We start from the raw sequence: 13627 nt of genomic DNA on the forward strand, positions 1-13627 counted from the left end.
TCATCCGACCACCAACGAGTTTCGGACAGCTTCAACAGGGTGCGGGGAGCAACCGATTGGGAGATTTGAGGGATGAAAGGACGAGAGACGCGGAATGAGAAATTCGGGAGAAGAATTATGAGCGAGCTCGGCTGACATGCCGGGAATCAGTGGTCAACCACTGACATCCCGGGGGTCAGTGGCCGAACGGCCAGTCATGGGCGGCTCGTCCTGGCGGCCGACCTGTAAGCGGTGAACGGTGAACGGTGAACGGTGAACGGTGAACGGTCAGCGGCGAACCGCGAACCGCGAACCGCGAGCGCCGACCCTTGAGTTGTGAGTCGGCGGCGCCGCTCACGAGGGCTCGCCCGCCCGTGAGCCGGCATTCGCCCATAAGTCAGCGGTGCCGCCCGCGAAGCCGGGGGTCGTCCGGGGTCAGCGCACGGCGTCGCCGGTCCCGGCCGGGCCTTCGGCGTCGCCCGTGCCTCCCGGCGCACCCACGTCGCCTGTCGCCGCGGGGTCCGCCGTGCCGGCGGGGTCGGCCGAACCAGCCGTTCCGGCCGTCTCGTCGGCACCGGACGCTCCGGACGCGTCCACCTTCGTGCAGCCCGTGGTACCCGCAACGAGAGTGGCGCAGGCACGCGCCTCGGTCGCGGAGGTCACCGCGACCATTTCCGTGTAGGCGTCGTTCGTCGTGCCGACCTTGTCGCTCGCCGCTTCGCCACCCGCGCTGATCTTGAGGTTGTCGCCCTGCGCCGCACCCGTTATACGGCCCCACGCGGCCTTGCAGACCTTGCTGTAGCGCACCTCGACCATGCTCGGACCGACGAACGCGGAGTTGCTGCTCTTGACGTTCTGGCCGCCACAGCCCATCTTCTCCGGATCCTTGCCCGTGCAACTCTCACCCTGGCACTTCACGCCCGCGGGCAGGGTCCGGGCCGAGTTCGTCGCCGAAGGCGAAGGCGACGCGGACGACTTGCCCGACCCTCCGGGCAGGCCGAAAACCAGCACACCGGCACCGAGAACCGCGAACACGCCCACCGCGCCCCCGAGAAGCGCGGCGACTCGGCGCCCGCGCGAGGAACGGGTGCCGCCTTCGGGCCCCTCTGGGCCGCCCGGGAGGTCTGCCCCGTCCCCGACCGGCGCTCCGTCGGCCCCGTGGCCCGGGTACGCGGGCGGGCCGTGGTCCGGTCCGGGCGGTTCCGCACGCCAGGGCCCGGCCCTGCCGGAGTCGCGGTGCTCACCGGGGGTGCCCCATGACGCCACGTCGACCCGCTGCGAGGGCACCCCGGCCGTCCCCGCACCTCGGCCTCCGTGGCTCCCTCCGCCGTGGTTACCGCCGTGCCCCTGCCGCTGACCGCCCTGGCCGGGAAGCGGACGGGGGCGCAGCACGGCCGTCTCGTCGTCCATGGGCGGCCGGTTCACGGCAGGAGCCGCGGGAGCGGCCGCGGAACCGTCACGGGCTCCCGGGATCGCGGAGGCGGACGGCGGAGCGAAGAAGTCCCAGGACCTCTGCTGCGAACTCTCGGCGGGGACAACGGAGTTCTCCCCCGTCTTCTCCTTCCACTCCTCTTCCTTGGGCGCGGCTTCGGGGGCGGCGCTCCCCTCGTCCCGCCGCCCGTTCCGGTCCTTGCCCCGATTCTTGTCCTTCTCCCGGGCCTTGTCCTTGTTGCGGCCCCACTTGCGGCCCTTGGCGGGCTCGTCGTCCCAGAACTCGCCGAGGGCTTCGCGGGCCTGCGCGACGCGGATCGCCTCCATGGTCACGTCGTGACGCATCTCGTCGCGGCTCCAGGCCCGTTCGGCCAGTTCCCACATCGTCTCGAGGTGACGGATGTCGGTGCCCGTGACGTCGCCGAGCGCGTGCGTGGCACCGCGGGGAGGCAGCAGCCGTCCGCCCAAGTACCTCTCCCAGGAGGACTTGCTGTAGCCAGTGCGGTCAGCGATGGTCGCGACGCTCATTCCGCTTCGGTCCACAAGCCGTCGCAGTTGGCTGGTGAACTCCCGGATCTGTGGGTCCAGTTCCTCCGGTAGCGGCCTCCACCGAGGCATTTCCTCCCCCTCGTCCCCCGAACATACCGAGTTCCTTCACGTGTTCCCCTAGTCTGCCACCCGGCTCCGCGACTGCCACCGCATCGTCGTTCGCTTCCGCATCACTTCACGGGCCGCGGCGGGGCGGCGGATGCGGGGATGGGCGGCGGCTGCACGCTCGCGCGTACTCCTGGAGCGGTGTCACGCCACCCGGGCCCGTGCAACGGTGCCGTCCCGGCTTCAGGTTCACGCGGACATGCAACGCGGCCTGCACCCGGCGGCCCGTGAATGACGGAGGTGACCGGCCGGAAGGGGCGGAGCGCGCGCCACCGGAAGCGGCGGCAGGGACGCGAGGTCGCCCGACCACGCGCTCTGGCCGGGCCGCAACACCCAGGGGGAACACGGCCGTTCGGTCTTCCGGCTCCACGACGCGGCAGGCGCACGGCCTCGGCCGGGCCGCGCGCGGAGGGCAGGTCCGCCGTCAGCTCTCGCCCGGGCGTACGAGCCCGCTCTCGTAGGCGAGGACCACGAGTTGGGAACGGTCGCGGGCGTCGAGCTTGGTCAGCAGCCTGCTGACGTAGGTGCGCGCGGTTTCCGGGCTGAGGTGCAGGACGGCCCCGATCTCCGCGTTGGACCGCCCCGCGCCGACCTGTGCGAGGACGTCGCGTTCCCGTTCGGTGAGCCCGGCGAGCCGGGCCGGATCCGCCACCGGGGACCGGGCCGCCGCGGCGAGCACCCGCCGGGTGACGGCGGGGGACAGCAGCGCGTCCCCGCCCGCGACGATGCGGACGGCCTCCCGCAGGGCGTCCGGTGCGGTGTCCTTGAGGAGGAAGCCGGCGGCGCCGGCGCGGATGGCCTCGAAGAGGTACTCGTCGTCGTCGAAGGTCGTCAGCATGACCACGCGGACGTCGCACAGTTGAGGATCGGCCAGGATCCGCCGTGTCGCCTCGAGCCCGTCGGTTCCGGGCATGCGCACGTCCATCAGGACGATGTCGGGTCGCTCCGCACGGACGACGTCCAGCCCGGCCGATCCGTCACCGGCCTCGCCGACGACGGTGATGTCCGGGGCGCGTTCGAGCAGGGCGCCGAGCCCGGCGCGCACGAGGTGCTGGTCGTCGACCAGGACGACCCTGACCGGGTTCATGTCTCACCCCGGGGCAGCGGCAGGCAGGCGTGGACCCGGAAACCGCCGGACTCGGCGCTGCCGGACTCGACGGTGCCGCCGAGCAGAGCGACCCGCTCGGACATGCCCCGCAGGCCCTGTCCCTTGCCGCGTGCACGGGCGTCGCGGGACATCCCCCGGCCGTCGTCGACGACCTCCAAGGACAGCCGCGCGGGCGTGATCCGGATCGTGACCGTGACCCGGGTGGCCCGCGCGTGCCGAAGGACGTTGGTCAGCGCCTCCTGCACGACCCGGTAGACGGTCGTGCCCACCACCGCCGGCAGTCCGCCGCTCTCGCCGGTGACCAGCAGATCGGCCGGCAGGCCGCTGCCCCGGACGCCGTCCACGAGCTCGGGCAGCCGGTCGAAGCCGGGGGCCGGTTCACGCGTTCCGGAGTCGCTGCGCAGCGTTCCCAGCGTGGCGCGCAGCTCGGCCATCGCGCTGCCGCCCGCCGAGTGGATCGCGGCCAGCGCGGCCTTGGCGGACTCGGGCCGGTCGTCGGCGAGCGCCTCCTCGCCCACCGCGGACTGGAGCGTGATCACCGACATCGTGTGCCCGAGGGTGTCGTGCACCTCCCGGGCGATGCGCAGCCGTTCGGCCTCGACCTGGCGCGCTGCCTCCCGGCGCCGGTCCTCGGCGGCCGCGGTGGCCTGCCGGGCCATCTCGGCCCGGAGCGAGCGCCTGTTGCGGACGGCGTCGCCGAGGGCGATGACCGCGACCATCAGCACCGCCTCGGAGCCGAGTTCGAGGCCCACGACGACCGAAGGGTCGTCGCCCTCGATCAGCCGCGCGGGGATCGAGACCGCGAGCAGGCTCCCGCCGACGACGGCGGCCGGCACCACACGGCCCCGCTCCGCCGACACGTACAGCACGGCGGCGATCGGCGCGGCCAGGCCCACCGGCGGCAGGTCCGCCACGTAGTAGCCGAGGATGCCGGCCGCGGTGACGAGCAGCACGGGAACGGGCCACCGCCGGCAACAGAGGATCAGCACGCCGAGCCCGAGAGCGAAGCAGTATGCGAGCGCCGCCCGTGCGGGTGCGGCATGGCTGGTCGCGGCGGCCGCCGCGACCAGACAGAAGGTGGCGGCGGCGAGGATCGCGTCCGTTCGCGTGGGTCGGATTGCCGGCACCTGGCCAGCGTAGACCGGCCCCGGCCTGGGCCGCTGTCGCCGCAGGGCGTCTTCTCCGGGGCTCCCCGTACGTCGAGAAGCGACCCGGTTCGCGCTGCCACGCGGCAGACCCCGCAGCCCCGCGAACCTAGCGTCGAAGCCGACCTGACGGAGCACGTCCCGCGCGGCGCGACGAACGACAGGAGGCCTCCGAGGTGTCCCGTACAAGACTGACCTGGATCGTGCTGACCGCACTCGTGTGGGGAGCGATCCTCTCCTTCGGCGGTGTCGCCGCCGAGACCGTGATGCTGTATCCGAACATCTTCGGTGACCCGCCGGAATCGCTGGACCGGGCCCGCGAGTTCATGGTGCACGGGGGCCCGAGCGACTACTTCCCGCCGCTCGGCGCCGCGGTGGCGCTCAGCGGCGTCGCCGCCACCGTGCTCGCGTGGGGGGACCGCCGGCTGCGCTGGTGGGTCGCGGCGGCGGCCGGCACCTTCCTCGCCTGCGAGTTCCTCTTCTCCGCGGTGTTCTTCTGGCCGCGCAACGAGATCATGTTCGTCGACCCGGCCGGCACCCACTCCGCGGCGTATCTGCGCCAGGTCGCCGGGGAGTTCGTCGCCGGGCACCGGGTGCGGCTCGCCGGTGGTGCGGTGACCTCCGTGCTCGCATTCACCGCGTTCGTGCGGTTCGTCCGCGGGACCGGGCGTCCGGCCGCCGACGGACTTGCGGCCGGCGCGGGAACGGCCCGCGCTCGGGCGAACGAGGCGGCGGAGGCCGGTGCGGCGGAGGGCGGGCGATGAGCCGGGCGACCCGCGAGCTCGGCTTCTCCTGGCCGGCCCTGATCGGGCTCGCCGCGCTGGCCGCGCCCCGCGTGGTGCTGCACGATCTCGGCGTCATCGAGGAAGGCACCTTCGTCAACGGGCTGTTCGTGTTCGTGCCGCCGCTGTGCTGGATCGCCGCCGTGCTGTGGCGGCGCCCGCCGCGTCCCTTCCTGACGACGGTGGTCGTCGGCGGGTTCTACGCGGTGTTCCTGGCGGCCGGCCACCAACTGCTGTGGGAGGAGAGCCTCGGGGCGACGGCTCCGGCCCTCGGCGGCAACCTCGCCGGCCTCGCCCCCACGGCACAGGAGGGCATCCTGCGTACGGCCGCGGCCGTCTCCGGCATCGTCACCGGCACGGTCGTCGGGGCGGTCACCGGTGCCGTAGCCGCGCTGTTGTGCCGCCTGGTGCCGGACCGTGAGCCTCCACGGGGTTCCCGCTGAAGGGGCGGGGACCGACGCCCGGTTCTTCCGGCTCTTCCGCACCGTCGGCGCGTTGAGGCCGAGCCCCGAGACGTCCTCGGACCGCCTCAACTCGACGACCGGTCAGCGCACTTCGACGAACCGGCTCCCGCCGGCACACCCGGGACCGGTACTCGTGCCGAGGGGACAGGCCGAGGCCGGTCACGTTGAAAGGGCGCCGGCGGCGGCCCGACCCCTGCCCGGGGGAAGGAAGAGCCCGGCCGCGTCGTGCGTCCTCCGCGCCCGCCCGCCTCCGCCCTGCGGGGCTTCTACGGCAGCCGCAGCGCCGTCACCCGCCGTCCCTGCCGACCACGAAGTGGACGATCTTCTCCAGCACCGGGACGTTCAGCCACGGCTCGGGCTGCGCCATCATCGCCAGCAGGATGATCGACAGGCCGAGCACTCCGTACGTGACGACGTCCGTGTAGGGGGACCGCACGGCGAGCATCCCCACGGACGGCAGCAGCCACCGCATCACCGCGCCGGCGATCAGCGACAGACCGATGATCAGCGTCCCCGCGCGGAACTCCCCGACCGTCACCAGCAGCCCGGTCAGCACTCCGCAGCAGACCGCGAGCAGCGGCCACTGCCGGTACGGCGCCGCGTGGCCGGCGCCCATCGCGCGCTGCCCGCCCTCCGGCCGGGCCGTGTCACGCGTGACCGCCGGGAAGCGGCGCGAGGAACCTCCCACCTTCATCTCCGTCACTCCCCCGCGGCGCGCTCTGCGGCCTCGACGACGTTTACGAGGAGCTGCGCGCGGGTCATCGGACCCACGCCGCCGGGGTTCGGCGAGATCCAGGCCGCGACCTCGGCGACGCCCGGGTGCACGTCCCCGACGATCTTGCCGTTCTCGTCCCGGCTCACGCCCACGTCCAGGACCGCCGCGCCCGGCCGTACGTCCTCGGGCTTGATCAGGTGCGGCACCCCTGCCGCGGCCACGATCACATCGGCCTGCCTCAGCAGCGCCGGCAGGTCGCGTGTGCCGGTGTGGCACTGCGTCACCGTGGCGTTCTCGCTGCGTCGCGTCAGCAGCAGCGGAATGGAACGGCCGACCGTGATGCCACGCCCGACGACGACCACGTGCGCTCCGTCGAGTTCGACGTCGTGCTTGCGCAGCAGTTCGATGATGCCCCGCGGGGTGCAGGGCAGCGGGCCGGGCTCGTTGAGCACGAGACGGCCGAGGCTGGTCGGGTGGAGCCCGTCCGCGTCCTTGTCGGGGTCCATCATCCCGAGCACGCGGTTGGTGTCGATGCCCTTGGGCAACGGCAGCTGGACGATGTAGCCGGTGCAGGCCGGGTCCTCGTTCAGCTCCCGCACGACCGCCTCGATCTCCTCCTGCGTGGCGGTGGCGGGGAGTTCACGCCGGATCGAGCGGACGCCGATCTGTTCGCTGTCGCGGTGCTTGCCCGCGACGTACTTCTGGCTGCCGACGTCGTCGCCGACGAGCAGGGTGCCGAGGCCGGGCGTTACGCCTCGTGCCCGAAGGGCGTCGACGCGCTCCTTCAGTCCGGACTTGATCGCTGCCGCCGTGGCCTTGCCATCGAGAATCTGGGCCGTCATGGGTCCATTCTCACGGATGCGGGGGCCGCTGCCGAAATCCGTACCGCTCCGCAGACACCCCCGCCCGGGCACCGCGCAACAGGGGTGTCCGCGTCGCATTTCGGATTCGCCACATTCCGAGATCTAGCTGGACAGCAAGACCATTCGGCTACCAACATGAAGCGCTGGTGCCGCGCCCGCCCACAGGGCCGTTGGCTCGGCGCCGCGCATCGGGGGAGGCACAACGTGCATGCCGCACAGCTCACGCAGTCCACGCATGGCGTCTGCGGGGGCGGAACGGTCGTTCCCCCGAGCATTTCGACCCATTCCGTCCCCTTTCGACTGCTCGGAGGAACGCACTCGTGAGCTACCCACCACCCGCCGGCCAGGACCCGAACAACCCGTACGCCCAGCCGCAGCAGCCACCGCAGCCACCGCAGCAACAGGGCTACGGCTACCCGCAGCAGCCGCAGGGCGGCCAGCCCGGCTACGGCTACCCGCAGCAGCCGCAGTACGGCCAGCAGGCGCAGCCCGGCGGCATCCCCGGACAGCCCGGTTACGGCTACCCGCAGCAGCCCGGAACCGTGCAGGCCAACAACGGCTACATAAACGTCGGCCACCTCGGTTCCCTGCAGCTGGCCACGATGGGGCAGCGATTCCTCGCCAGGCTCCTCGACGGCCTGATCGTGGGCACGGTCTACACCGTCATCATGTTCCTCGGCGTGGGCAGCGCCCTCGGGATCGCCTCCCAGGCCGAGGACTGCGGGACGTACACCGACCCGGGTTACAGCGAGTGCATCCAGGACGCGCAGGCGCAGGCATCAGGCGTCATCGGCACCATGGTCATGGTGATGCTGGTGTTCGCCTCCCTCATGCTGTTCTACGAGTGGCTGATGATCGCCTTCAAGGGCGCGACGTTCGGCAAGATGGCCCTGGGCCTGCGGGTCATCAAGGAGGCCGACGGTCAACTGCCGGGCGCCGGCAGCGGGTTCATCCGCTACATCATCCCGGTGGCGGGCTCCATCCTGTGCGGCATCGGCACGCTCCTGGTCTACCTCTCGCCGTTCTTCGACAACAGCGGCAAACTTCAGGGCTGGCACGACCGCGGGGCTGGGACAGTGGTCGTCAAGAAGTGACCTCGAGGGCTTCGCAACCGCGCTGCGATGCCCCACAGTGAGTGTCCGGTGCAGCTCTGCGCGGCATTGCTCTGCAGCACCATCACGAAGGCCGCGCCGGGTGACAATCGACGCGGCCCTTCGTGATGTCTGGCCCGCGGCACCGGAACGCCGAAGTGAGGGGAACGCGATGAGCTATCCACCAGAGCCACCGCCCGGCTACCGGTACGCCCGGCAGCCGCAGCAGCCCCGGCGGCCGCGTCAGCAGCCGTACGGCGGTCCCCAGGCGCCCCGGCCCGGCTACGGCTTTCCTCAGGCGCCTCCCCCGCAACCCGGCTACGGCTATCCCCAAGAGCCGCCGCAGCAGCCGGTCTACGGCCATCCCCAGGCCCCGCCCCGGCAACAACCCGGCTACGGCTTCCCGCAAGCACCGCCCCAGCTGTCCCCGGGTGATTTCCCGCAGCCGGCACAGAGCGGCTTCCCCCGCCAGCCCGGCTTCAACTACCCCAACGCACCGCGGACGATGCCGGGTTCCGTGAACGCTGTCCGCGTGATCATGTACGTCTTCGGTGTGCTCGGTGTGCTCGGCGCGATCGGCACCTTCTACAACGCGTCGCAGGGGGGCGGGAGTTCCACCGGCGGGGGGCCGGCTGCCATCGACCCCGGGATCCTGGTCGCGGGGGGCGTCGTCTCGCTGCTGCTGTCCGCCACGGCGATCTTCCTGGCCTCCCGGTTCAACGGCGGCGGCAACGGCGTCCGCGTGGGCGCCATCGTCTACGGCTCGGTCCTCGCGGTCCTCGGGCTGCTCACCGTCATCATCGTCGTCGGTGTCGTCCCGCTCGCCGTCGGCATCCTGATCATCATCTTCATGGTGAAGCAGGAAGGTTCCGAGTGGTTCAGGCGCACATACTCCTGAGACCACTGCTCCCGAGACGGGCGCTCCCGAATCCGTGCTCACCGCACCCGGGAAGAGAAGCGCGGACCGGTGGCACATCGCGGCACGCGGCGCCCGCACCGTCCGGGCCCGGCAGCTCCCGAACCGTTCCGGAGGTCTCAGACGCTCACGGAGCGGGCGTAGTTGACCTGCTGCATGATGTAGTGCACGGCCATCGGGTCGTACACGGGGATCATCGTCGAGTGGAACTTTCCGCCGCTGTTCACGGTCACCTGCACATGACCCGCCGTGGTCCGCTCCTTCATCAGCAGGAACAGCAGGCCCAGGAAGCAGATGACGAGGAAGACCATGGCGAGGACGATCGCATGGGTGGGTATCTTCTCCTCCGTGCGGGTCATGTCGGTGACCGTCCAGACGGCGCCCTTCAGCGGCATCGTGCCCGCCGGCGTGATGACGCCGTCGGGCGTGACGGTGATGTCACCGATGACGACCAGCGGCTGGGCGTACCCGCCCGCCTGACCGTAGGTCTGAGCCGGTCCGGCGCCGGACGGATAGCCGTAGCCCGCCTGAGGACCGGGATATCCGTACGCCGCCCATCCGCCCTTGGGTGGCGTGGCATCCCCCGCGGGCCCGAACCCGCCCTGAGGCGGCGTGGCATCCCCCGCGGGCCCGAACCCGCCCTGAGGCGGCGTGGCATCCCCCGCGGGCCCGAACCCGCCCTGAGGCGGCGTGGCATCCCCCGCAGGCCCGAACCCGCCCTGAGGCGGCGTGGCATCCCCTGCGGAGCCGAACCCGCCCTGCTCCGGCGTCGATCCATCTGTCATGACAACCGAGTATGTCGCACTGCCAACTGCCGGTCGGTGGCCGCCTTTCGGAACGCCATGCCTGTGCAACCAACCTGCCCCTCGCAGGCACAAGCGTCCGCTGAGCCCGCCGTCGGGTGGTGCGGTGTCCAAGCGGCCACCGCACCACGAGACAATCGACGCGACCTCCGTACATCACGGAGCCGCACGTGCGGAATGCACCGAACTGAAGGAAAACCGCGATGAGTTACCCGTCCGAGCCGCCCAACAACCCGTACGGGAACAATCCGTACGCCAACAACCCGTACGGCCAGCAGCCGCAGCAGCCCCAGCAGAGCTACGGCTACCCGCAGCAGCCGCAGCAGGGTTACGGCTATCCGCAGCAGCCCCAGGGCGCCCAGCCCGGCTACGGATACCCGCAGGCGCCGCCGCCGGGCGGACCCGGGCCGGCGGCGGCCGCGCTCCAGGGCAAGGTGAACGCCGTCCGCATCATCATGTTCATCGTCGGCGGGCTTCAGGCCCTCTTCTCGATAGGCGTTCTCATCATGCTCGCCTTCGCGACGAGCAGCGTGAACGAGCTTCCGAACATGGCGGACGCCCGGATCGGGATCGGCGTCGGCTATACGTTGTTCGGGGTCTTCCTCGCGCACGCCATCATCGGCATCGTGCTGGGCATTTCGCTTCCCAAGGGCAGCAACGGCGTGCGGGTCGCAGGAATCGTCTGGTCGTCCTTCCTCACCCTCTTCGGCCTGGTGTTCCTTCCCTTCGGGATCATCTGGCTCGGCCTCGGGGTCACGTGCATCGTGCTGCTGGCCCAGTCGGGCCCCTGGTTCAGCAGACAGCAGTACTGACCGGCGGTCCTTCCCGCCGGTGACCCGTGACGCCCCGGCGACCTGCCGCGGAGCAGGCCGGCAGGGGCGCCGCGAGTGGAGCCCCGGCCCGGGGGGCCGGACGGTCCGCCGCCGCCGGCCGCCGCCGGTGGAGGACCGGCCGACGTCAGGCCCGGCGACGTACGGCCGGACGGCGTACGGCCGGACGACGTCAGTGGAAGAAGTGCCGTGTGCCGGTCAGGTACATCGTGATCCCGGCCGCCTTCGCGGCCTCCGTCACGGCCTCGTCGCGTACCGAACCACCGGGCTGCGCCACGGCCTTGACGCCCGCGCGGGCCAGCACCTCGAGCCCGTCGGGGAAGGGGAAGAACGCGTCGGAGGCTGCGTACGAGCCCCGAGCGCGCTCCTCACCCGCGCGCTGCACGGCGAGCTTCGCCGCGTCCACCCGGTTGACCTGGCCCATCCCGACACCGACCGTGGCGCCGTCCTTGGCGAGCAGGATCGCGTTGGACTTCACGGCACGGCAGGCGCGCCAGGCGAAGGAAAGCTCCTCCAGCTCGGCCGGTGAGAGCGCTTCGCCGGTCGCGAGCGTCCAGTTGGCGGGGTCGTCGCCCGCGGCCTGGAGACCGTCCTTGACCTGGAGCAGCGCACCACCCTCGATGGGCCTCAACTCGACGGACGCGGAGGGCTCTTCGGCACAGCGCAGCACCCGGATGTTCTTCTTGCGGGAGAGCACCTCGACGGCGCCCTCCTCGTAACCGGGTGCCACGACGACCTCGGTGAAGATCTCGGCCACCTGCTCGGCCATGGCGAGCGACACCGGCCGGTTGACGGCGATGACGCCGCCGAACGCGGAGAGGGAGTCACAGGCGTGCGCCTTGCGGTGGGCCTCGGCGACGTCCGAACCGACCGCGATACCGCAGGGGTTGGCGTGCTTGATGATCGCCACGCAGGGCCGGTCCCCGTGCTCGTACGCGGCTCGGCGCGCGGCCTCCGTGTCGACGTAGTTGTTGTACGACATCTCCTTGCCGTGCAGCTGCTCGGCGGCGGGGAGACCCGTGCCGCTGCCGTCCGTGAAGACCGCGGCCGGCTGGTGCGGGTTCTCGCCGTAGCGCAGCACGCTGCGCCGGGTGAAGGCCGCACCGGCGAACGATGGGAGCGGGTTCGCCGCCTCGGCGCCGGCCCCGGCCTCCGTGGTCGCGTCGTCCGGCGCGTAGCCGTCGGCGAACCAGTTCGCCACGGCCACGTCGTAGGCCGCCGTGTGCTGGAAGGCCTCGCCCGCCAGACGCTTGCGCTCGGCCAGGGAGAACCCGCCCCTTGAACCTTCGGCCCCGGTGGTGCCGCCGACCGCCTCCAGCACGTCGCCGTAGCGCTCCGGGTTGACGACGACGGCGACCGAGGGGTGGTTCTTCGCGGCCGCACGCACCATGGAGGGACCGCCGATGTCGATCTGCTCCACGCACTCGTCCGGGCTCGCGCCGGAGGCGACGGTCTCCCGGAACGGGTAGAGGTTGACGACGACGAGGTCGAAGGGCTCGATGTCCAGCTCGTCCAGCTGCTCCCGGTGCGAGCCGAGACGGCGGTCGGCGAGGATGCCCGCGTGCACCCGGGGGTGGAGCGTCTTGACCCGTCCGTCGAGGCACTCGGGGAAGCCCGTCAGTTCCTCGACCGGCGTCACCGGGACGCCCGCCGCGGCGATCCGCTTGGCGGTCGATCCCGTCGAGACGAGCTGCACGCCCGCCGCGTGCAGGCCCCGCGCCAGCTCCTCCAGGCCCGTCTTGTCGTAAACGCTCACCAGCGCCCTGCGGACCGGGAGTCGCTGCTCGGTGTCCTGACTCCGGCCCTGACTCATGCCCTCACCCATCCTGCAGCCGTACCTTTCGTCCCTCGATGCGGTATCCGCCACGGGAGAGGCGGCCCACGACGTCGACCAGCAGGCGTCGCTCGACCTCCTTGATCCGCTCGTGCAGAGCGGCACCCCCGTCGGCGTCGTCCTCGTCCAGGACCTCCACCACGCCCTGCGCGATGATCGGTCCCGTGTCGACACCGTCGTCGACGAAGTGGACGGTGCACCCGGTCACCTTGGCCCCGTACGCGAGAGCGTCGCGGACACCGTGGGTGCCGGGAAAACTGGGAAGGAGCGCCGGATGGGTGTTGACCACCCGGCCTCCGAAGCGGGCGAGGAATTCCTTGCCCACAAGCTTCATGAAACCCGCGGAGACGACGAGGTCCGGCTCGTGCTCGGCGGTCGCCGCCGTCAGCGCCTCGTCCCACTCGTCCCGCGTCGCGTGGTCCCTCACCCGGCACACGTACGTGGGGATGCCCGCGCGCTCGGCACGCTCGACCCCCTCGGTCCCGTGGCGGTCGGCCCCGACGGCCACGATCCGGGCGCCGTACGACTCCGGGCCCTCCGCCTCGATGGCGTCCAGCAGTGCCTGGAGGTTCGTGCCGGAGCCGGAGACGAGAACGACGAGACGGGCGGGGTGCGTACGGGAGCGGGGGCCGAGGCCCTGTCCGCTGCCGGTGTCGGGGCGGCTCGGGCTCTGGTGCGCAGCCACGGCGAAGCTCTCTCTCACGGGATTCCCCCGGCGCGGAGGACGCCGGACAAGGGGAGAAGCGGTTTGTGTGGTCGTACGAACTCATGGAGCGGCGGGTTCCGGGGAACTCTACGAAGCGTCCGACCGTCGGCAACGATACCGGCCCCTCGCACGGCCCCCGCGGGACGGGGGCGGATGTGCCAGGTAGCGTCGGGAGGTACGGGCCCGTCACGGAACGGGCGCATCCGGCACCTGCGGCGCGCGTGGCCGCGAAGGGCTGCACGCCGGGCCCTGCCGGACAGAACGACGGCCGGCAGAGGCACGGCCGGGCAGGAGGCACGGCCGGCG

At 71.7% G+C, this 13627-nt stretch carries 13 protein-coding genes; 5 read left to right on the forward strand and 8 right to left on the reverse strand.

Features of this window, described 5'->3' with window-relative positions:
• Positions 1 to 414: 414 nt before the first annotated feature.
• The 3 genes from EV375_RS14395 to EV375_RS14405 form a co-directional block, all read right to left on the reverse strand.
• Positions 415 to 1938, reverse strand: a complete 1524-nt coding sequence (locus EV375_RS14395) for a DUF2690 domain-containing protein (protein ID WP_486588480.1) — start codon at positions 1936 to 1938, stop codon at positions 415 to 417.
• 550 nt (positions 1939 to 2488) lie between these two features.
• Positions 2489 to 3151 carry a response regulator transcription factor gene (locus tag EV375_RS14400; protein WP_130299802.1) on the reverse strand — a complete coding sequence of 221 codons (663 nt, stop codon included), beginning with the start codon at positions 3149 to 3151 and terminating at the stop codon, positions 2489 to 2491.
• Positions 3148 to 4299 carry a sensor histidine kinase gene (locus EV375_RS14405; protein WP_130299803.1) on the reverse strand — a complete coding sequence of 384 codons (1152 nt, stop codon included), beginning with the start codon at positions 4297 to 4299 and terminating at the stop codon, positions 3148 to 3150. The genes EV375_RS14400 and EV375_RS14405 overlap by 4 nt, the downstream gene beginning before the upstream one ends.
• A 194-nt stretch (positions 4300 to 4493) precedes the next feature.
• Between EV375_RS14405 and EV375_RS14410 the strand changes: the two genes are divergently transcribed.
• Positions 4494 to 5081, forward strand: a complete 588-nt coding sequence (locus EV375_RS14410) for an anthrone oxygenase family protein (protein ID WP_130299804.1) — start codon at positions 4494 to 4496, stop codon at positions 5079 to 5081.
• Entirely contained in the window at positions 5078 to 5542 is a 465-nt protein-coding gene (locus EV375_RS14415) for a hypothetical protein (protein WP_130299805.1), read from the forward strand. Before EV375_RS14410 ends, EV375_RS14415 begins: the two co-directional genes overlap by 4 nt.
• Positions 5543 to 5849: 307 nt before the next feature.
• On the opposite strand, the gene EV375_RS14420 is transcribed toward EV375_RS14415, so the two are convergent.
• Both EV375_RS14420 and EV375_RS14425 read right to left on the reverse strand, forming a co-directional pair.
• The gene (locus EV375_RS14420) at positions 5850 to 6257 is read right to left on the reverse strand and encodes a DUF3017 domain-containing protein (protein ID WP_130299806.1); all 408 of its coding nucleotides are present in this window, start codon (positions 6255 to 6257) and stop codon (positions 5850 to 5852) included.
• Positions 6258 to 6262: 5 nt separating this feature from the next.
• Entirely contained in the window at positions 6263 to 7120 is an 858-nt protein-coding gene (locus EV375_RS14425) for a bifunctional methylenetetrahydrofolate dehydrogenase/methenyltetrahydrofolate cyclohydrolase (protein WP_130299807.1), read from the reverse strand.
• Between the two features lie 341 nt (positions 7121 to 7461).
• On the opposite strand from EV375_RS14425, the gene EV375_RS14430 reads away from it, so the two are divergent.
• Positions 7462 to 8235, forward strand: coding sequence for an RDD family protein (locus EV375_RS14430; protein WP_130299808.1), 774 nt, complete (start codon positions 7462 to 7464; stop codon positions 8233 to 8235).
• A 169-nt stretch (positions 8236 to 8404) separates the two neighbouring features.
• Entirely contained in the window at positions 8405 to 9130 is a 726-nt protein-coding gene (locus tag EV375_RS14435; protein ID WP_130299809.1) for a YML083C domain-containing protein, read from the forward strand.
• A 137-nt stretch (positions 9131 to 9267) separates the two neighbouring features.
• Here the strand turns inward: EV375_RS14435 and EV375_RS29120 are convergent, their stop codons facing one another.
• Positions 9268 to 9933 carry a hypothetical protein gene (locus tag EV375_RS29120; RefSeq protein WP_165434737.1) on the reverse strand — a complete coding sequence of 222 codons (666 nt, stop codon included), beginning with the start codon at positions 9931 to 9933 and terminating at the stop codon, positions 9268 to 9270.
• Positions 9934 to 10154: 221 nt separating this feature from the next.
• Here EV375_RS29120 and EV375_RS29705 point away from each other — a divergent pair, with 221 nt between their 5' ends.
• A complete protein-coding gene (locus EV375_RS29705; protein WP_486588481.1) occupies positions 10155 to 10763 on the forward strand; it encodes a hypothetical protein in 609 nt (202 codons plus the stop codon).
• 190 nt (positions 10764 to 10953) lie between these two features.
• Here the strand turns inward: EV375_RS29705 and purH are convergent, their stop codons facing one another.
• Complete coding sequence (purH, locus tag EV375_RS14450; protein WP_130299811.1) at positions 10954 to 12594, reverse strand: bifunctional phosphoribosylaminoimidazolecarboxamide formyltransferase/IMP cyclohydrolase; 1641 nt, start codon at positions 12592 to 12594, stop codon at positions 10954 to 10956.
• A 4-nt stretch (positions 12595 to 12598) separates the two neighbouring features.
• On the reverse strand, positions 12599 to 13300 hold the full coding sequence (purN, locus tag EV375_RS14455; protein ID WP_130299812.1) for a phosphoribosylglycinamide formyltransferase: 702 nt from the start codon (positions 13298 to 13300) through the stop codon (positions 12599 to 12601).
• Positions 13301 to 13627: the final 327 nt, after the last annotated feature.

Source organism: Streptomyces sp. CNZ301 (assembly GCF_004217425.1).